This is a genomic window from Bacillus sp. R86525 (assembly GCF_042466195.1).
Taxonomy (GTDB): domain Bacteria; phylum Bacillota; class Bacilli; order Bacillales; family Bacillaceae_G; genus Bacillus_A; species Bacillus_A nitratireducens.
This window is the reverse complement of record NZ_JAXHPX010000007.1, coordinates 2,813,244-2,832,429: the sequence shown is the minus strand read 5'-3', so window position 1 is coordinate 2,832,429 and position 19,186 is coordinate 2,813,244. Positions and strand designations below refer to the sequence as shown.

General features: G+C 35.3%; 18 protein-coding genes and 2 pseudogenes. 17 read left to right on the top strand and 3 right to left on the bottom strand.

What is annotated here, in order from left to right:
• The first annotated feature begins 51 nt into the window (after positions 1 to 51).
• Complete coding sequence (locus tag SJY24_RS17205; protein ID WP_377865582.1) at positions 52 to 1,167, top strand: NAD(P)/FAD-dependent oxidoreductase; 1,116 nt, start codon at positions 52 to 54, stop codon at positions 1,165 to 1,167.
• 440 nt (positions 1,168 to 1,607) lie between these two features.
• On the opposite strand, the gene pssA is transcribed toward SJY24_RS17205, so the two are convergent.
• Positions 1,608 to 2,099: a CDP-diacylglycerol--serine O-phosphatidyltransferase gene (gene pssA, locus SJY24_RS17200; protein WP_000481773.1), complete on the bottom strand. Its 492-nt coding sequence runs from the start codon at positions 2,097 to 2,099 to the stop codon at positions 1,608 to 1,610.
• Between the two features lie 487 nt (positions 2,100 to 2,586).
• Here pssA and SJY24_RS17195 point away from each other — a divergent pair.
• The 8 genes and pseudogenes from SJY24_RS17195 to SJY24_RS17160 form a co-directional block, all read left to right on the top strand.
• Positions 2,587 to 2,691: pseudogene (locus SJY24_RS17195) on the top strand (IS6 family transposase); the annotation flags it as partial.
• 162 nt (positions 2,692 to 2,853) lie between these two features.
• Positions 2,854 to 5,100: an ABC transporter ATP-binding protein gene (locus SJY24_RS17190; RefSeq protein ID WP_377865581.1), complete on the top strand. Its 2,247-nt coding sequence runs from the start codon at positions 2,854 to 2,856 to the stop codon at positions 5,098 to 5,100.
• Positions 5,097 to 6,968 (top strand): ABC transporter ATP-binding protein, encoded by a 1,872-nt coding sequence (locus tag SJY24_RS17185; protein WP_377865580.1) that lies wholly within the window; start codon positions 5,097 to 5,099, stop codon positions 6,966 to 6,968. Before SJY24_RS17190 ends, SJY24_RS17185 begins: the two co-directional genes overlap by 4 nt.
• Positions 6,969 to 7,347: 379 nt before the next feature.
• Positions 7,348 to 9,066 (top strand): alpha-keto acid decarboxylase family protein, encoded by a 1,719-nt coding sequence (locus SJY24_RS17180; protein WP_377865579.1) that lies wholly within the window; start codon positions 7,348 to 7,350, stop codon positions 9,064 to 9,066.
• Positions 9,067 to 9,157: 91 nt separating this feature from the next.
• Positions 9,158 to 10,588, top strand: a complete 1,431-nt coding sequence (locus tag SJY24_RS17175; protein ID WP_377865578.1) for a PQQ-dependent sugar dehydrogenase — start codon at positions 9,158 to 9,160, stop codon at positions 10,586 to 10,588.
• Positions 10,589 to 10,785: 197 nt separating this feature from the next.
• Complete coding sequence (locus SJY24_RS17170; RefSeq protein WP_377865577.1) at positions 10,786 to 11,358, top strand: YybS family protein; 573 nt, start codon at positions 10,786 to 10,788, stop codon at positions 11,356 to 11,358.
• Positions 11,359 to 11,426: 68 nt separating this feature from the next.
• Positions 11,427 to 11,990 (top strand): GNAT family N-acetyltransferase, encoded by a 564-nt coding sequence (locus SJY24_RS17165; RefSeq protein WP_377865576.1) that lies wholly within the window; start codon positions 11,427 to 11,429, stop codon positions 11,988 to 11,990.
• 77 nt (positions 11,991 to 12,067) lie between these two features.
• Positions 12,068 to 12,448 carry a nucleotide excision repair endonuclease gene (locus SJY24_RS17160; protein WP_001048945.1) on the top strand — a complete coding sequence of 127 codons (381 nt, stop codon included), beginning with the start codon at positions 12,068 to 12,070 and terminating at the stop codon, positions 12,446 to 12,448.
• Between the two features lie 50 nt (positions 12,449 to 12,498).
• Here SJY24_RS17160 and SJY24_RS17155 read toward each other — a convergent pair whose 3' ends face one another.
• Positions 12,499 to 12,705, bottom strand: a complete 207-nt coding sequence (locus tag SJY24_RS17155) for a hypothetical protein (protein WP_377865575.1) — start codon at positions 12,703 to 12,705, stop codon at positions 12,499 to 12,501.
• 132 nt (positions 12,706 to 12,837) lie between these two features.
• Here SJY24_RS17155 and SJY24_RS17150 point away from each other — a divergent pair, with 132 nt between their 5' ends.
• The 5 genes and pseudogenes from SJY24_RS17150 to SJY24_RS17130 form a co-directional block, all read left to right on the top strand.
• On the top strand, positions 12,838 to 13,617 hold the full coding sequence (locus tag SJY24_RS17150; protein ID WP_377865574.1) for an undecaprenyl-diphosphate phosphatase: 780 nt from the start codon (positions 12,838 to 12,840) through the stop codon (positions 13,615 to 13,617).
• A gap of 71 nt (positions 13,618 to 13,688) precedes the next feature.
• On the top strand, positions 13,689 to 15,011 hold the full coding sequence (locus SJY24_RS17145; RefSeq protein ID WP_377865573.1) for a glutamate synthase: 1,323 nt from the start codon (positions 13,689 to 13,691) through the stop codon (positions 15,009 to 15,011).
• Between the two features lie 63 nt (positions 15,012 to 15,074).
• On the top strand, positions 15,075 to 15,602 hold the full coding sequence (locus tag SJY24_RS17140) for a GNAT family N-acetyltransferase (protein ID WP_377865572.1): 528 nt from the start codon (positions 15,075 to 15,077) through the stop codon (positions 15,600 to 15,602).
• Positions 15,603 to 15,619: 17 nt separating this feature from the next.
• Complete coding sequence (locus SJY24_RS17135) at positions 15,620 to 16,141, top strand: YfiT family bacillithiol transferase (RefSeq protein WP_377865571.1); 522 nt, start codon at positions 15,620 to 15,622, stop codon at positions 16,139 to 16,141.
• A 1-nt stretch (position 16,142) separates the two neighbouring features.
• A pseudogene (locus tag SJY24_RS17130) lies at positions 16,143 to 16,616 on the top strand (GNAT family N-acetyltransferase); the annotation flags it as partial.
• Between the two features lie 121 nt (positions 16,617 to 16,737).
• On the opposite strand, the gene SJY24_RS17125 reads toward SJY24_RS17130, so the two are convergent.
• Positions 16,738 to 17,115 (bottom strand): PH domain-containing protein, encoded by a 378-nt coding sequence (locus SJY24_RS17125; protein WP_377865569.1) that lies wholly within the window; start codon positions 17,113 to 17,115, stop codon positions 16,738 to 16,740.
• 179 nt (positions 17,116 to 17,294) lie between these two features.
• Between SJY24_RS17125 and SJY24_RS17120 the strand changes: the two genes are divergently transcribed.
• The 3 genes from SJY24_RS17120 to SJY24_RS17110 all read left to right on the top strand — a co-directional run bounded on the left by SJY24_RS17120 (position 17,295) and on the right by SJY24_RS17110 (position 19,162).
• Complete coding sequence (locus tag SJY24_RS17120) at positions 17,295 to 18,146, top strand: patatin-like phospholipase family protein (RefSeq protein WP_377865568.1); 852 nt, start codon at positions 17,295 to 17,297, stop codon at positions 18,144 to 18,146.
• Between the two features lie 11 nt (positions 18,147 to 18,157).
• The gene (locus SJY24_RS17115) at positions 18,158 to 18,529 is read left to right on the top strand and encodes a YxiJ-like family protein (RefSeq protein ID WP_377865567.1); all 372 of its coding nucleotides are present in this window, start codon (positions 18,158 to 18,160) and stop codon (positions 18,527 to 18,529) included.
• Positions 18,530 to 18,799: 270 nt separating this feature from the next.
• Positions 18,800 to 19,162 carry a hypothetical protein gene (locus SJY24_RS17110; protein WP_377865566.1) on the top strand — a complete coding sequence of 121 codons (363 nt, stop codon included), beginning with the start codon at positions 18,800 to 18,802 and terminating at the stop codon, positions 19,160 to 19,162.
• Positions 19,163 to 19,186: the final 24 nt, after the last annotated feature.

Sequence of the window (19,186 nt, the reverse complement as noted above, 5' to 3'; positions counted from 1 at the left end):
AAAGTATGTTCTTATATTTAAATAATTAGCAAAAGAGAAAAGGTGTTTGAAATGAAATCGTATATTGTAGTTGGAGCGGGAATTTTAGGGGCATCTACTGCCTATCATCTTGCTAAGGCTGGTGCGAAGGTTACTATTGTAGATCGTCAAGATTTAGGTCAAGCAACTGACGCAGCAGCAGGTATTGTCTGTCCGTGGCTGTCGCAACGTCGTAATAAAGCGTGGTATAAAATCGTTAAAGGCGGTGCGCGTTACTATTCTTCGTTAATTCAGCAATTAGAAGAAGACGGTGAAACTGATACAGGTTACAACCGTGTAGGCGCAATTAGTTTACATACTGATGAGAAAAAACTGGATCAAATGGAAGAGCGAGCGTATAAACGCCGTGAAGATGCACCGGAGATTGGTGAAATCACTCGCTTATCAGCTGAAGAAACGAAAAAATTATTCCCAGCATTATCGGAAGAATATAGTTCTGTTCATATTAGTGGCGCTGCACGAGTAAATGGAAGATTATTACGCAACGCATTAATAAGCGCTGCGAAAAAGCATGGTGCAACTTTCATAAAAGGTGATGCAGTATTAGTCCGTGAAGGGAATCATATTACGGGAGTTAAAGTAAATGACGAAACAATTGTAGCGGAAAAGGTAATGGTAACTGCAGGCGCATGGGCGAACGAAATCTTGAATCCATTAGGAGTTAATTTCTTAGTTACGTTCCAAAAAGGACAAATTGTTCATTTACAAATGGAAAATACAGCAACAGAAAATATGCCAGTTGTTATGCCGCCGAACGATCAATATATTTTAACGTTTGACGATGGTCATGTCGTAATCGGTGCTACCCATGAAAATGACACTGGTTTCGATCACCGTGTAACAGCGGGTGGTGTACATGAAATATTCCATAAAGCGTTAACAATAGCGCCTGGTTTAAAAGATGGTACAATGATTGAAACAAGAGTTGGCTTTAGACCGTTTACACCAGGGTTCTTACCTGTTATTGGACCACTACCTAAGTTTGAAGGTATTCTCGTTGCAAATGGATTAGGTGCTTCGGGTTTAACTGCGGGACCATACTTAGGATCTCAACTTGCTAAACTGGCATTAGGACAACCAATTGAATTAGATTTAAACGATTATGACGTTGCTGGGGCAATGGAATAGTAATAAACAAAAAAGATTAGGAGTGATTTCCTAATCTTTTTATTATGTTATTTGGGCGGTAGGAGTTCTTTTAAACAAGGGTACCACCACATCGCTATCAAGCTAAGAAAATAGATAATCCACAAAACGAAAATTTTTGACCTCTTATAGCAACGAAGTGCATTTTTATCGTTTGAGGCATTAGAGAAGAAAGATTGATTCGTTCAATATAGAGGCGAATATCCTTTCTTTTAATACATATCCGAAATATAAACAATAACCTCAAAAACTGGAGGCTATTCAATTTCACAATCTATTATGAACAATTACAATAGGTAAGCTCTTTAAAGTCTGTCCCATCGCTGTATTCGTAAAATGATGAACAACATCAAAAACCTCAACTTGATGGATATTAGCGAACCGTTTCACAAATGAAATTAAAGCGATAGATGGGATCCCAATTAAAGTTTTTTAAACCTAATTGGACTTACCATTAAGAGAGCAAGGATTAATGTAATCCATGCATTGCTATATGAAAACAACCCCATACCGGCCAATGGTAATCCAGCAGCTGGAATAGGTAATCCCTTAAAATATCCAATGGTTGGTTTTATACTAAATTTAGCTAATCTTAAAGCACCCATCGTTGGGAAAAGGATAAATGCCAAAGAAGTTAAAATAGATGGTGTTGCTATCGAATGAAATAAAAGTGCAGGAGCAACTCCGAAACTAACTATATCAGCTAAGGAATCCAATTGTACACCAAACTCACTGTTCACTTTTAATTTTCTAGCAATTCTTCCATCAAGGAGATCTAAAACAGCTGAAAAGAAAATAAAAATGGAGGCTACTTCCAAATAGTCACTCATATTCATGGTAATTGAAAAAACACCGCACAATAAATTTCCAATCGTAAATAAATTGGGTACAGCTTTTACTATGTGATTGAACAAGGTTGTCCCCCCTAAGTTGATCAAACTTCACGTTTATGTAGCATTTTCTATATATTCTTCCGTTATTCTTGAAAATATATGACCACTGTATGCTAAGTAAATTTCGACAAGAAAAAAGTCGATTTCCTGTACGTTATGTTGGTAAGTCTATTACTGCTAATTTACCTAATATAAAAAAAACGTTTTTGAAAAAAAGAGTTATCCAAAATAGGCTCTAAACATATTTTATAGAATCACTTTTTATAAAATATGTTTGATTATTTTCGGTACGCGTTGTTGAACATTAGCACCCGATAGTTGAATTGCCGAGTAGTCAAACATTTTCCTCCGGTTTTAAATGTATTGTTTTTTATAAGTTTAAGATTGATTTTGTCCGTAATTTCTTTGAATAAAGGTAGTCCACTGCCTAAGAGTACAGGAAACATATTAATCCGATATTCATCAATCAATTCAGTTAGTTTACGAAATTCTGGTTTTCCGCCAGAAAAGATTAGTTAGATATGTTAATTATATAGTGGAACAAGATCATCGTTTTATCAAGAAACATGTGCGTTCTATTTTTGGATTTAAGTCCTATAAAACAACATCTACACCCTAAAATTTGCATCATATCTTCATATAGTCATAAAATTAATCTGTAGTCGAAAATACGTAAAGAGCTGCTAGAATGAATTAGTGAGAATACGAAGAATAAAGGAGAGAAGCGGAGTAAAAACTAAAAAAATTAGACAAAGAAAATGGAGAGATGAACTAAATGTTAAAGATCATCAAACATTTAAAACCATTTATTGCTTCCATCATTGCGGTTGTATGTCTTTTAACTGTACAGGCAGTATGCGATCTATCACTGCCAGACTACATGTCTAACATTGTCAATGTAGGGATTCAACAAAAAGGTGTAGAAAATGCAGTACCTGAGGTTATTCGTAAAAGTGAAATGGATAAACTTACGCTCTTTATGAATGAAAATGAGAAGAAAAAAGTTGCTGACAACTATGTGCTTTTAGATAAGAACAACCTCTCTCAAAGTGAACTAAAAAATGACTTAAAAGATTATCCGCAGCTTGATAAAGAGCCACTTTATAAGTTACATACAGAAGATAAAAAAATAATTAACGAACTTAACGATATCTTTGGGAAACCAATGTTAATTACACAAGGAATTGAAAAAGGTGGCTCATCTGCTTTCTCTCCTGCTGCGACAGGTGACAACAACACACCAGCGAAACTTCCGCCAAATACAGATCCTTTTGCAATCATTGCGAAACTTCCTCAAGATCAAATCAATGCAATGAAAGAAAAGGCAGATGAAAAGTTTAAGAATATGCCAGGCAGCATGGTAACACAGTCAGCTGTTTCATACATCGAGAATGAGTATAAGAAAATCGGTATCAATACTGATAAACTTCAATCTAATTTTATTCTTACTTCCGGCGGGAAAATGCTACTTTTATCCTTAGTAAGTATGGCAGCTACCGTTATCGTGAGTTTACTTGCTGCAAAAGTAGCTGCAGGACTCGGCAGAGACCTTAGAAAGAAAGTATTCCGGAAAGTTACAAACTTCTCGAATGCGGAGTTTGATAAGTTTTCCACTGCATCTCTAATCACAAGAAGTACAAATGATATCCAACAAGTTCAAACACTTATGGTTATGATGCTTCGCATTGTATTCTATGCACCAATTTTAGGTATCGGCGGCATTATTAAAGTACTTACTACAGACCTTTCAATGGGATGGATTATCGCAGTTGCGGTAATTGCGATTTTAAGCCTAGTCATTGGTTTATTTAGCTTCGCGATTCCTAAGTTTAAGCGTATCCAAAAGTTAGTAGATAAAATTAACTTAATCACTCGTGAATCTTTAACCGGTATGCTTGTTATTCGTGCTTTTAATAATCAAAAACATGAAGAAAAGAAATTTGAAAAAGGAAATCAAGATTTAACAAAAACAAATTTATTTGTAAGCCGTTTAATGTCATTTATGATGCCAATGATGATGTTTATCATGAATGCCGTTACTGTACTTATTATTTGGGTTGGATCACACCAAGTGGATATAGGACATATGCAAGTTGGTGATTTGATGGCATTTATGCAATATACAATGCAAATCATCATGGCCTTCTTAATGATTTCAATGGTATCTATTATGGTTCCACGTGCTTCAGTTTCCGCACAACGTATCGCAGAAGTTTTAGATACTGACATTACCATTAGTGATGTAAAAGAGCCGAAAACATTTGCTTCAGACAAGAAAGGTTACGTTGAATTTAAAAATGTTGGCTTTAGATACCCAGGTGCAGAAGAAGATGTGCTTTCCAATATCACCTTTACTGCAAAACCTGGTGAAACGACAGCTTTTATCGGAAGTACAGGTAGTGGTAAATCAACATTAATCAACTTAATTCCACGCTTTTACGATGTCACAAGCGGCCAAATATTAATAGATGGCACGGATATTAGAGAAGTATCTCAGAAGGAATTAAGAGAAAAAATTGGTTATGTACCGCAAAAAGGAGTTCTCTTCTCAGGTACAATCGAGAGTAATTTGAAATACGGTAAAAAAGAAGCAACTGAAGAAGAACTCGAAAAAGCGGCAGAAATCGCGCAGGCTATGGAGTTTATTAACGCGAAAACTGAAAACTTCCGTACAGAAATATCACAAGGTGGTACGAACGTTTCCGGTGGTCAAAAACAAAGACTTTCTATTGCGCGTGCTCTTACGAAAAAATCGGAAATCTTCATATTCGATGACAGTTTCTCAGCTCTTGACTTTAAGACAGACGCAGCATTGCGCAGAGCTTTAAACAATGAGATTACAGGAAGTACTATTTTACTTATTGCCCAAAGAATCAGTACAATCATGAATGCCGATAAGATTATTGTACTTGACGAAGGAAAAATAGTTGGAACTGGTACTCATGAAGAGCTTATGGAAAACTGTGAAGTTTATAAGCAAATTGCTTTATCACAACTTTCAAGAGAGGAGTTGTCATCATGAGTGATAGAAAAATAGAAAATACAAAACAAAGCGGCCCTGGTCCTGGTGGTGGCGGTCATATGGGCGGCATGAGAAAGATTGAGAAAGCAAAAAACTTCAAAGGAACGATGAATAAACTCCTTCAATACTTGAAGCCCTATAAATTATCAATCTTAATCGTTATCCTTTTCGCAATCGGTAGTGCAGCCTTTACAATCGTTGGTCCAAAAATTTTAGGAAATGCGACAACAAAACTTTTCGAAGGACTTGTAAGCAAAGTATCAGGAGCACCTGGTGCGGCCATTGACTTTACCTATATCGGAAATATTGTCATTTTACTCCTTGGATTATATATACTGAGCACTGTGTTTGGTATTATCCAGGGGTACATTATTTCTGGAGTAGCTCAAAAAGTATCTTATAACTTCAGAAAAGAAATCGATGAAAAAATTAACCGTATGCCGCTGAAATACTTTGATAAAACAACGCACGGCGAAGTATTATCGAGAATTACAAATGACGTAGATACGGTGAGCCAAACTTTAAACCAAAGTATGTCGCAAATCATCACATCCGTTATTACAATCATCGGTGTACTTATCATGATGTTATCAATCAGCTGGCAAATGACATTAGTGGCGCTTTTAATATTGCCAGTATCGATGATTCTCATCATGGCAGTCGTAAAACGATCACAAAAATACTTCAAATCCCAGCAAGAATATTTAGGACACGTAAACGGTCAGGTCGAAGAAATTTATAGTGGTCACAATATCGTAAAAGCCTTTAACAAAGAAGAAGAAGAAGTAAAAAAATTCGAAAAGGTAAATGATACCCTTTACCACTCCGCATGGAAATCTCAATTTTTATCTGGAATGATGATGCCGATTATGACATTTATCGGTAATATCGGTTACGTCGCTGTATCTATTTTAGGTGGATGGCTTGCGGTAAAGAGAACCATCGCAGTTGGAGACATTCTAGCATTTGTGCAATATGTTAGAAGCTTTACGCAACCAATCGCTCAAGTAGCGCAAATCGCGAACGTACTTCAATCCACTGCAGCTGCTGCAGAAAGAGTCTTCGAATTTTTAGAAGAAGAAGAGGAAGTGCCAGAAGCAGAAAATCCAGTGAAGCTGCAAAAAGTTCAAGGAGAAGTTACCTTCCAAGATGTTCAATTTGGATACAATCCAGATAAGATCATCATCAATAATTTCTCATCTAACATTAAACCTGGACAAAAGGTAGCAATCGTCGGACCAACCGGAGCTGGTAAAACAACGATTGTAAAACTGTTAATGCGTTTCTATGACATAAACAGTGGTGCAATATGTATCGACGGTCACGATATAAAAGACTTCACGCGAGAAGACCTGCGCAACATGTTTGGTATGGTACTTCAAGACACGTGGCTATTTAACGGCTCCATCATGGAAAATATACGTTACGGTAGACTCGATGCTACAGACGAAGAAGTAATTGAAGCAGCGCAAGCAGCTCACGTTCACAACTTCGTAAAAACATTACCAAATAAATATCAAATGGAACTAAACGAAGAAGCAAGCAACGTATCCCAAGGACAAAAGCAGCTACTAACAATTGCGCGTGCCCTTATAGCGGATCCGAAAATATTAATACTCGATGAAGCAACAAGCTCCATTGACACTCGTACAGAAGTACTGATTCAAAAAGCGATGGAAAACCTTATGGAAGGTAGAACAAGCTTCATTATCGCTCATAGATTATCAACAATACGTGATGCAGATTTAATCCTTGTCATGAAAGACGGGGATATTGTAGAACAAGGTAATCATGAAGAGTTATTGAAAGCTGACGGTTTCTATGCTTCGCTTTATAATAGTCAGTTTGAAGGTGCGGATGCTTCTTGAGTTAGGTGAAAGTCCATTTAAATAACTAAACCCACGAAGAAAATGCATTTTCTTCGTGGGTTTTTATTATTTTTAAGGTTCTGTTACAAAGTTTTTAAAAGTAAGCTAGACATTTGCAAAACAGAGTGAGGAGCATGATAAATGGAATATTTTAAAGGGAAACAATTTAAAAAGAACATTAGAAGATTAGTTAATACATTCTTGTAATGTTGCAGTGTTTCTCCTCCTTCTCTTGTTTTATGACTATCTCCAAAGATAAGGAGCATTTCTTCCCTATTAATTGTTGCCCAACGGATAATCGGTTTAATTAATGGGCATTATCAAAAAGGGTACTATAAAACAGAACAAGCCCAAGAAATAGATAAGGAGTGAGCAAGCGATGGACAACATGATTAATACGGGCAACTTTGGTTTACAAAGGGGACCTGCTCAAAAAACGGTTGGCCAGTATTTGTTCGATTGCCTGAAACTCGAGGGCATTACCGAAATTTTTGGTGTCGCAGGGGACTATAATTTTACACTTCTTGATACTTTGGAGTGTTATAACGGCATCCGTTTTATAGAAGGACGAAACGAACTAAACTCGGGCTACGCTGCAGATGGCTATGCAAGAATCAAAGGAATATCGGCTCTTATTACGACATTTGGGGTCGGGGAGCTCAGTGCATGCAATGCGATAGCGGGAGCCAACAGCGAGCATGTACCAATTATACACATTGTGGGTGCGCCTCCTGAGAAGGATCAAAAAGAGCATAAGCTTATGCATCACACCTTAATGGATGGGAATTTTGACGTTTTTCGCAAGGTGTATGAGCAGATTACGGCATATACCGCGGTGCTTACGCCGGAAAATGCCAAGATTGAAATTCAGACTGCGATTCGCATTGCTAAGGAAAAGAAAAAGCCGGTATACCTGGTTGTGGCTAATGATTTAGTGACCAAGCCGATTAAAGTTTGGGCAGAACCGGTACCACCACGTCCAACATCCAACCCGAATACCCTTCAGGCTGCAGTGAATCATGTCCGTCCGCTTTTGGAACGCGCCAACCGACCCGTTATCTTGGTGGATGTGAAAACGATGCGATTCGGCCTTCAGACAGCAACTCGGCAACTAGCCGATGCAATGAATGTGCCTGTTGTAACGATGATGTACGGGAAGGGAGGATTCGATGAGACCCATCCAAATTATATCGGAATGTACCTAGGCTCTTTCGGGAGAACTGAAGTCCAAAGTGCGGTGGAGAATGCAGATTGTATCATTGCGATTGGCATGGTATGGGCGGACACAAACACCGCAAGCTTTACCGCAAAGCTGAACCCGCTGATAACTGTCGATATTCAACCAGATATAGTTAAAATCGCTGAGGCGGAATATCCGAATGTTCTTGCAGCCGACATGCTACTTGCCGTTCAGAAGGTGGGTTATACGGGCAAAGGTTTGACAAAAAAATTGTCATTCCCTTATGAGCAATTCACAACTATTGCCGACGGACCTCTAATGGCGGACGGCTATTATCCGCGTTTTCAGCGCATGCTGAAAGATGGGGATATTGTAATCGCCGAGACCGGAACGTTTTATTATGGAATGGGAGAGGTAAGACTGCCGGGCAATGTAACATATATTGGACAAGGTGGATGGCAGTCCATCGGTTACGCAATCCCTTCGACGTTTGGTGCTATTATGGCCGCGCCGGAACGCCGAGTATTGGTGTTTACAGGTGACGGTGCCCTGCAGCTAACGGCACAGGAAATCAGTTCTATGCTCTATTACGGCTGCAAGCCCATAATCTTTGTTTTGAACAACGATGGTTATACAATCGAAAGATATTTAAATGTCAAAACAGAGGATCAAAAGTACAACCAAATCCCTCGATGGTCTTACACCAAGCTGGCCGAAGCTTTTGGAGGTAACGCGTTTACCGTTACGGTCCAGACCTATGGAGAGCTTGATCAGGCTATAATCCATGCTGAAAAGGAAAGCGTCAAAAGACTCTGTATAATTGAAATGATCGCAGGGAATCCAATGGACGCACCTGAATATATGCGACGGATGCGTAGTTATATGGAGAAGCAGGAAAAGCAGCGCAGTCAGAAATAATATCCAATTCCCTAGTCCCTAATTGAATACTAATCGAACAGTTCTAATCATACTCTTTTAATAAAAAGCAATTAAAGGGGTGTAAAGTAAGTTGACAAAAGTTAAGGTTAGTTTACGACCCATCGTTCATAACATAAATTTACCAACTGTAATAAAAACAGCCATACTTCCAGGTGAATCGGCTGAAAGACTCTTTATTGCAACCCAATTAGGAGAGATTTTTTATATAGGAGACGGTGTAATAAAAACATTTTTAAATATTCGTCCGCGAATTATCAAATTAGGCACGTTTGAAGAAGGTGTTTCTAGTAGCGGTTATGATGAACGCGGATTGCTAGGACTAGCGTTTCATCCACAATTTAATCATAATGGTTTATTTTATCTTCATTATTCAATGGCTGGGACTCAAGGACCAGGTGCACTTGCAGAACAATTTAAACCGAATCCTTGTGACCCGAAAACTTTAAACTTAAAGTGGATAAATAGAGATACTCAATATGATCATATTGATACAATTGAAGAATGGATTTTACAATCAAACGGTCAACCTCAAAAACGAAGAACGTTATTTAACATAAAACGGCCATTTTTTAATCATAACGGTGTTAATAGTTTAAACTTTTCACCCGAGACTGGAAAACTTATTTTTACAAATGGAGATGGTGGATCGGGTTATGATCCATTTAATCTAAGCCAGGATGATTTAGAAATAGCGGGTAAAATAGTTGAAATCGATGTAAGTAAAAATACATTTATTAATAACCCTCCAGTAGTTACGCGCTTTAATGAATTTCCTTTATCTATACAAGAAACACTTACGGTAATTGCGAAAGGAGTTCGTAATATAACAGGTATTTCATTCCAAAGGTTTTATAATCAATATATCAAATATGCTGGAAATGTCGGGCAGGATATAGTAGAGTCCATTTTTTCGTTTGCTCATTATAAACCAATGCCAGTTACCGAACTTGTTCAAACGCATTTAATGAGATCCACTCCCAATCAAGATGGATTTATTAATTTTGGTTGGCGAGGATGGGAAGGAGAATTACCTACTTCTTTTATAAGGCACTGTTCTGAGAACCCTACTTTGGATGAGAGAACAATGGCTTATTATAATGAAACAATAGAAACATCAGTGAGGCGCATACAGCCTCTAATTAGTTATTTTCATAAAGATTCCAGGGCCGATAAGTTTGGAGGAACTTCACTTACAGGAGTCCAGCCATATATGGGAACTGCAATTCAAAATTTAGCTGGTAGTGTCGTGTTTACGGATCTTGCTAAGAAAGAAGAATCTCAATCCTCAGTAAAGGGAGTGTTAGCTTTTACTAGAGCAGCTCAAGACGGGAAACGTAATGATTTTCATGTTATTGAAACCAATTATGATTTTGGTGCTCAAGCAGCTTATTATATGAGCTTGGGAACAAACGGAGATCAAACTAGATTATATTTAGGGGTTTATGGATCTATGAAAGTAACGGATTTTAATAAAGGTACTATTTTTGAAATTGTTCCATGATACGGTATAAACTCTTAGTCTAAAAATATATGGAATTCATACTTTTTCAAACGCACGACTTAGCGCCTCTTAAAAACCTTCTATGGATAAACATCTATCGTATAGTGATTCCTAACAAGCAGAAAATAAAACATAACCAATACGTATATGAATAAAAATAGAAAGTGGTGAATTAGGTCTCTTTAGGGGGTAATTTGATGAATCGCTTTAGAAGCTATTGGTATCAATTGATGATATCACATGATGTGAACTTAGTTCATAAAAGAAGGATGACTCCTGCAAATAGGTTAGTCATTACAGCATTACTCGGTTCACTTGCTGCTATTTTTCAATCTGCGGGGAACTTAATCCCTGGAATCGGGTTATTTATTAGTCCTTTCGCGACGCTACCGATTTTTCTAGCTATTTGTTATTCTATTCGTGAGGGAGTACTCTCCTATATTCTTACTATTTTCCTATTATTCATTATTGAGCCAAGTGAACTAATTGTCTTTCCCTTTACTACAGGATTATTAGGTATAGCGTTAGGAGTATCCTTTTTACAATTCAAGAAGAGGATTTGGATAGTTTCCTTTTCAGCATTATGTCTACTTATAGGAATTATGATCGTTCTCGATATATTCCACTTTCCAGTACTTGGTCCTACTGTTCATACAATTATGGATATAAAAGTTATTACATTAATATTTATACTGAGTTTTTTATACTGCTGGATCTATGCAGAGTTGTGTAGAATAATGATGAATAGAGTATATAAAGTATGGTCTTAACAATTGCATAAAATCTTTTTGAACAAATACACTTTCTCATATATTTTCAAAGATTGGAGATTTAAGTCATGTATAACATTGAACTTAGAAGGCCAAATTCGAATGATTTAGATGAACTACATTTGTTTTTTCGTCTTGTTATTACTAATACATTTAAAGACGAAGGGTTATCACATCTATTAGATGACATAGAAAATGAAATTAACTCGAAAAAGCAATATTTGAAAAATGATTTTGATAGTAATGGAGAAAATCGTTACTTTTTATTAGCAATAGATACAAGTAACGATAAAATCATTGGAACAATTGAAGTCGGTCCAGCAAGTACATTGATAAATAGTTGTACAGACGGTGTACTTAAGGATTTGTATGAAATAGGAACTGTTTTTATACTTCCGGAGTATCAAAGAAAAGGTATAGGGAGTTTACTACTAAATACAATGTATCTTACATTACTTAGCAGAGGAATAACCGAATGCTGTTTAGATAGTGGATACAAAAAAGCACAAAGTATATGGACAAAAAAGTTTGGAAAACCTAGTTATGTGCTGAAGGATTATTGGGGCGAATCAAACGATCATATGATTTGGAAAAAAAGTTTACATGATATACCTATAATATTTGAATTATAAAATGAAATATCTCTCTTTACATAGCTTTTCTTACATACTTATGCTATTATTTATCTTTATAATAAAAGAGGACGTGAATGAACTTGATTAAAATTAATATTCCTGAAGCTGATGTTTCAATTACTGAACGTAAACAAGTTATTAAAGGAGACGAGCCATTAATTACTCCAATTAACGGTTTTATCGATTTCCACTTGTTCCCTAGAGATAAAGGCGGCATTTTTATGTTTTTCAATATTAATGACGAACTTCTTTTCGTAGGTAAAGCTCGTAAAATTAGACAACGTATTAAAAAGCATTTTGAAGACAATGTTTCACCAATCAAAAATCATCGTGATGAAGTATACCGCATCGATGCATGTATCGTAGAAGATCCAACAGAAAGAGAAATTTACGAAACTTACATTATTAATGAATATAAAGCAAAATATAACGTTGATAAAGTGTTCTATAAATAAGTAACAAAAAACAATCCTAGCACATATACTGGGATTGTTTTTTTTGTGTTTCATTCTTCATTTCTTTCTCCTTTTTTAAAATGATTAGCAGCAATTAAACAGAAAAGCCCTATAAATAAAATTATAATTCCAAGCGTTTTATGTTTCCCTTCAAAAAAAGGAATATCTGAAATAACATTTGTCATACATAACCCTATAAACACAAGGATAGGTCCTACCCAAAGTAATACATTGCCGAATTTCGTATGTTGCCACATAGTAACCCTCCTCACTCCTTTTTACATATATATCCATAAAATAAAAGTAAATTCATAGAGAAATATAGTTTTTTTCATATCGAAAATTGAACCTTCATATATTGGTACAAGCAAACGAGAAAGGGGACCATCATGAATTGGTTAGAAGCTTTTATATTAGGGATCATACAAGGTTTAACAGAATTTTTACCGATAAGTAGTACAGGTCATCTTTATTTAGGAAGGCATTTGTTTCAATTAGATGAAGCAGGATTGTTTTTAGATACGATGCTGCATATTGGAACTTTGCTTGCAGTGTTTATTTATTACAAAAAGGAATTTTTATATTTAATAAAAAATCCGTTTTCAAAGCTCATGTTACTGCTTATTGTTGGGACGATACCTGCAGTTGTAATCGGATTGTTATTTAAAGACTTCTTTGAAGATATTTCAAAAACAGGTATTACGATTGGATGGGAGTTTTTAGTGACAGGTTTCTTTCTATATATGGCCGATAAACAAAAGAATGGTCGTAAAAAAATGGATGACATTACATATAAAGATGCATTTATCATCGGTTCATTTCAAGCTGCAGCTATTTTTCCAGCAATTTCTCGTTCTGGTATGACAATCGTCGCTGCATTATGGAGAAAGTTAGACCGTGAAACTGCTGCTTACTTTTCTTTTTTATTATCAACTCCAGCAATTGTCGGAGCTATCATTTTGCAATTAGCAGATGTTTATCAAGGGAAAGCAGAATCAATCTCTAGTACACCTTTAATTGTCGGCACGTTATCAGCAGCATTTTTTGGTTACATAGCCGTTTCATGGATGATTCAATATTTAAAACGTCACTCCTTAAAAGTATTCGCGTATTACGTATGGGGATTAGGTATTTTAATTTTAACGTTGCAATTTACTCATGTGTTTTAATTTAGTAATTCTTCGTTTAGATCCTGTTTCATTCATACAAAGCAGGGTCTTTTCTCATTAAGGGGGAAAATATGTTTAATAAGGCTATTGTGATTGGTGGAAGTATAGCAGGAAAGCTCGCAGCAAAAGCATTATCAACTACTTTTGAAGAAATAATCATTTTAGAGGCCGGAGAAGAATGGAACGGAATAGACACTCGTAAAAGAGTTCCACAAAGTAATCATCCTCATGTGTTATTAAAAGGTGGAGAAAAAGCAATTGAGGAATTGTTTCCTATTATCACTAATGAACTAATTGAAGCGGGTAGTATCGTAAATAACTTTACTCGTGATTTAAAATGGCATCAATTTGGCTTATGGAAACAACCATTCATAGGAGAAGTGCATATGATTCAACAAAGTAGGCTTTTACTTGAATGGCATATTCAAAAACGAATACATCAAATTTCAAATATTACAACTCAGTTTGGAACATTGGTTGAAGGGTTATTAGTAGATGGAAAGCTTAACAAAGTATGTGGAGTAAAAGCTAAATGTTTAGAGACTGGCACGCAAGAAGAAATTCAAGCGGATATTGTTGTTGATGCGAGTGGATTCGGTTCAAAAAGTATAGCGTGGTTACGTGAATACAATATCGAAGTGCAAGAAGAGAAAGTGCGTATCGATTTATTCTACGCAACTAAAATGTTTAAACTCAAAGAAAATGAGAAATTAGACTGCTGTAATATGCTAATGTCTCCAAGTTTCCCGGACAATCCGTATGGTGTACTTATTCAAACGATTGAGGATAATCGTTATTTTGTTACTTTCAGCGGATACGCAAATGAGAAAGCACCACAAACAGATGATGAGTTTTATGATTTCGCTGAAAATCTATCAATCCCTAACGTGACAGATTTTCTAAATAAAGCTGAGGCAATTTCAGATATCAAAACGTACAAAATTCCTTATCAAGTACGTCGGCGATTTGATTTAGTTAATCATTTACCAGAAGGCTTGTTAGTAGTCGGAGATGCACAATGTCGTTTTGATCCTGTTTTCGGTCAGGGAGTTTCAGTTGCGGCTATGGAAGCTCACCAATTGCAGTTGCTTTTACAACGGAGACAAAGGCTTGATAAAGCATTTACACAGCAGTTTTATAAAGAAACTGCTAACATAATACAAACCCCTTGGGAAATGACTACAACGGAAATATCACGTCATCCGCAGTTAAAAAGAGAATTAACGATAAAGCAAAAAATTCAGCTATGGTATACGAAACAAATATATCAACTATCTGCAAGTGACTCTGACGTTTATATTCGATTAGTAAGAGTGATGAATTTAATTCGTAATCCATTTCACCTATTTCATCCGAAAGTGCTACTTGCTGTATTACTGAAGCGAAAGAATTAGCAGGAAAATAATCGGTTAAAAAAGAATATATAACAGTTAGTAGATATAGAAGGAGTAAGCGAGATGAAAATATACATAGAACGATTAAAGAAACACGATGCTAAGGATTTATTTACGTTTGAACTTACGAATAAATCTTTTTTTGAAACAATGGTACCAAATCGCGGCTCGCAATATTTCGATTTTGATTATTTTCAAAAACTACTAGACGACTTATTAATAGAACAGGCTGATGGAGATTCTTATTTTTATTTAATTCGTAATGAAGAAAAAGAAATTGTAGGACGAATAAATTTAGTGGATATAGATACGGAAACCCGAAGCAGCTCGTTAGGTTATCGAGTCGGAGAAAAGTTTACAAAAAAAGGAGTTGCAACAGCAGCTGTAAAACTAGTTTTAGACGTGGCGAAAAATAATGAAATTAATGAGGTTCATGCTAAAACAACTACTAATAATCTCGCATCACAAATTGTACTAGAAAAAGGCGGATTTTCTTCTTATCAAAACGAAGCAGATACAACGTCTGTAGAATTAAATGGAGAACATGTGAATTTTGTACATTATATTTGGAGAAATACTTCGCGCTTATAATGAGGGGGGACTTATTCATGAATGATTTACGTTATCCAATTGGGCAATTTACATACAAACGTCCTATAACTGAAGAAATGATTGATACATGGATTCAAGAAATTGAAGATTTACCTAATGATTTAGCAAAAGCGATAAAAGATTTAGATCAGAAGCAGTTAGACACACCGTATCGAGTTGGTGGATGGACAGTTCGTCAAGTAGTTCATCACGTTGTTGATAGCCATATGAATAGCTACATACGCTTTAAATTAGCACTAACAGAAAAAAATCCAACTATTAAACCATATAAAGAAGAGAAGTGGGCAGAACTACCTGATTCTAAATTACCAGTAGATGTTTCACTAGTAATGTTAGATTCACTACATAAAAGATGGGTTAACCTTTTATATTCTCTAGAACTTGAAGATTTAGAAAAGACATTTAATCATCCTGAAACTGGTGAAACAAAACTTGCTGCTGCAATTGGACTATATGCATGGCACGGACGTCATCATACAGCTCATATCACTTCATTAAGAAATCGACTAAATTGGTAACATGGAGATTACTTTAGAGAAGGCGACAGAAAATGATGCAGAAGTTTTATTTCAAATGCAAATAGACTCATTTAGCCCTTTATTAAATAAATATAAAGACTATGAAACAAATCCAGCAAATGAATCTATTGAAAAAACTATTTTAAGGATAAATAATCCCGGCAGTAACTTTTATAAGATGATAATAGATTCAAACCTTGTGGGGGCGATATGTATATCCCGAAAGGAAATACCTTATAAATTTTGGATCAGTCCAATGTTTATTCATCCAAACTATCAAGGGAAAGGACTCGCTCAGAAGGTACTTATTTTAATTGAAGAGATGTTTCCAGAAGCACGGAGTTTTGAGCTTGCTACAATTTTAGAGGAAGAACGAAATTGTTTTCTATACGAAAAGATGGGTTATAAAAGAACAAAAGTAATAAAGAAATTAAATGATAAAACTACACTTATTTATTACAAAAAAGAAAGGTAAAGCATTTAAAAAACGCTTTACCTTTTTATGTTATTTAAGATTAAATATACAAAAATAATGTATATCCTTCCAAAATGTTCGGGTTAGTAATTTTGAAAGTGAATAAATATACAAAAATGCGTTATTTTGTCGTATATGTTACTAACGCTTTTTGAATGCTTAAAACACTATCGTCACCTTTAAATTCTTTTGTAATCGGCGTACTCAAACTAGATACCCAAATTTTAAGCTCAGCATCTAAATCAAAATGCCCGGCTGTTTCAATGCTGAATTGTGTAATGCTTTTATAAGGAATAGAATGATACTCTGTTTTTTTACCTGATATCCCTTGTTTATCTACTAAAATAAGACGGCGATTTGTAAATACGATTAAATCACGAATTAATTTATAAGCATGCTCAACTTTCTCATCGTCTAGCATAATATTCTCTAAATCACGTTCTACACTTTCTGTACTCGCATTTGATGCGTTTCCTAAAATACCACTAAATAAACCCATAAGAAATTCCTCCTTTATAATATGTGGAATGAGTTTCTTATATTGTACCATGCGAATGACTAAGAGTTTATGACATTGCTTTAATAGTTTTTTGTTATTATTGCAACTAATTTATATAACCTCATCCTAAAATCTTGTGCTAACATGTAATTAAGAAAACAGAAGTAGAGGGATTAAGCATGAAGAATATCGGTTTAGTATTAGAAGGCGGCGGGATGAAAGGATTATATACTGCAGGAGTACTCGAGTATTTTATGGAAAGGGACTTATTTTTTCCGTATGTAGTCGGTGTATCCGCTGGAGCGTGTATGGGAGCAACATATTTGTCACGTCAAAAAGGAAGAAATAAGAAAGTAAATACAGAGCTAGTAGCAGATCACAGGTATATATCTTATCGAAACTTAATTAGAAAACGTGAATTATTTGGAATGGATTTTTTATTTGATGAAGTACCAAACAAAATTGTACCGTTTGATTTTCAAACTTTCTTAAATTCAAATGAACAGTTTGTAATCGGAACGACTGATTGCGATTCAGGAAAAGCAGTTTATTATAATAAGACAGAACACGGAAATGATATTTTAAAAATTATTCGTGCATCAAGCTCTGTGCCGTTTATAGCACCTGCTGTAGAATATGATAATCGAAAATTGTTAGATGGAGGGATTATAGATCCTATACCAGTTTTAAAAGCTCAAACTGATGGTTATCAAAAGAACGTCGTTATTATGACAAAGCCAGGAGGGTATGAGAAGCAGCGAAACAAATTTTCAGGCCTGGCTAAAATGTTATATAGAAAATATCCGAATATCGCAGAATCTTTAGTAGAACATTATCGTTTTTATAATGAGACGATATCGTATATGAATCAAATAGAACAAAAAGACAACTTTTATGTCATTCAACCTAGCGTACAACTTCCTATAAGCGGAATAGAAAGAAATAAAGAAAAGCTAGTTAATCTATATAATCTTGGCTATACAGATGCTCAATATCATTATGAAAAATTATTAAGTTGGATAGAGAAATAAAGGAGGAGAAGTTGATATTAGGAAAAAAGGTTATTTTTAATGAATTGCAGAAAATGCATAGCTCGCTGCATAAACCGTTTCCGTATCGTGCTACAGGAAAATTGCAACGAGACTTAAAAAGTAAATTTACAGATGAGGACTGTATAAACGCTGATTTAAATTATTATTGGATGCATACAGCAGGTACTTTAAGTTACGTACTTAATAGCAACGAAAAGGAGATTGTGTTTGATCAAATAAAGTGGCTAAGGAAATCATTTTATGAATGGTTTCCACAATATCGTTTTATAGAAACAGAAATTATGAAGTATCCCATTTTGTATAGAGATTTCATGAATTATGAAAAGGTCCGGAAACTATTACTGTATTATCTTACTGAATAAAAATAAAAACGTACAAGTTACATTACTTGTACGTTTTTATGTTCATAAAAAATACAATTTTAATACCTTGTTTATATAGGGATTCTAATACGAAGAAAGAAGTACATATAGAATGATGCAAGGGAGGGAGAGATGTTTAGTGACCGTTTTCCTTTAATTCATTGTCCAACTCGAATATATTTAGTTAATTATGTTAAAATATTTCGAGTGAAATCAAGTACTTATTTTATCAAACATTAAACAAAATAAGTGAGAAGGGACAACATTAACATGAACGTATCAAATATAGATAAATTGGAATCAATAAAATCCTTACAGTCAACAATCCGTAAACTTGAAAATGCACTATCACAAATGACTCAAAAAGGTGCAAATACTACATTAGTGAAAAAAAGACTTAAAGCTGTTTGCATAGGGTTAGCGGTGCTAGAAAACATTTGGAATCAAGAAAGTCATCAATATAATCAAGAAGAGCTAGCAGAAGCACGTAATGTCCTTGTTGGTTTGCTTCCATCAATTGAGAGGGCCTATGATAAGTCTAAGGCTGGTAGTCCGCAAAGAACACTTTTAACAAGAAGGATCAAAGCGTTGGGACTTTCTATTCAGGCAATTGATAAACTTTCTAATAAATAGCTCATAAATAACTCATCTAAATAT

Coding starts and splice junctions, on each gene's coding strand:
- SJY24_RS17205 (WP_377865582.1), top strand. CDS start 52: ATGAAATCGTATATTGTAGTTGGAGCGGGAATTTTAGGGGCATCTACT.
- SJY24_RS17190 (WP_377865581.1), top strand. CDS start 2,854: ATGTTAAAGATCATCAAACATTTAAAACCATTTATTGCTTCCATCATT.
- SJY24_RS17185 (WP_377865580.1), top strand. CDS start 5,097: ATGAGTGATAGAAAAATAGAAAATACAAAACAAAGCGGCCCTGGTCCT.
- SJY24_RS17180 (WP_377865579.1), top strand. CDS start 7,348: ATGGACAACATGATTAATACGGGCAACTTTGGTTTACAAAGGGGACCT.
- SJY24_RS17170 (WP_377865577.1), top strand. CDS start 10,786: ATGAATCGCTTTAGAAGCTATTGGTATCAATTGATGATATCACATGAT.
- SJY24_RS17165 (WP_377865576.1), top strand. CDS start 11,427: ATGTATAACATTGAACTTAGAAGGCCAAATTCGAATGATTTAGATGAA.
- SJY24_RS17160 (WP_001048945.1), top strand. CDS start 12,068: ATGAACTTGATTAAAATTAATATTCCTGAAGCTGATGTTTCAATTACT.
- SJY24_RS17155 (WP_377865575.1), bottom strand. CDS start 12,705: ATGTGGCAACATACGAAATTCGGCAATGTATTACTTTGGGTAGGACCT.
- SJY24_RS17150 (WP_377865574.1), top strand. CDS start 12,838: ATGAATTGGTTAGAAGCTTTTATATTAGGGATCATACAAGGTTTAACA.
- SJY24_RS17145 (WP_377865573.1), top strand. CDS start 13,689: ATGTTTAATAAGGCTATTGTGATTGGTGGAAGTATAGCAGGAAAGCTC.
- SJY24_RS17140 (WP_377865572.1), top strand. CDS start 15,075: ATGAAAATATACATAGAACGATTAAAGAAACACGATGCTAAGGATTTA.
- SJY24_RS17135 (WP_377865571.1), top strand. CDS start 15,620: ATGAATGATTTACGTTATCCAATTGGGCAATTTACATACAAACGTCCT.
- SJY24_RS17125 (WP_377865569.1), bottom strand. CDS start 17,115: ATGGGTTTATTTAGTGGTATTTTAGGAAACGCATCAAATGCGAGTACA.
- SJY24_RS17120 (WP_377865568.1), top strand. CDS start 17,295: ATGAAGAATATCGGTTTAGTATTAGAAGGCGGCGGGATGAAAGGATTA.
- SJY24_RS17110 (WP_377865566.1), top strand. CDS start 18,800: ATGAACGTATCAAATATAGATAAATTGGAATCAATAAAATCCTTACAG.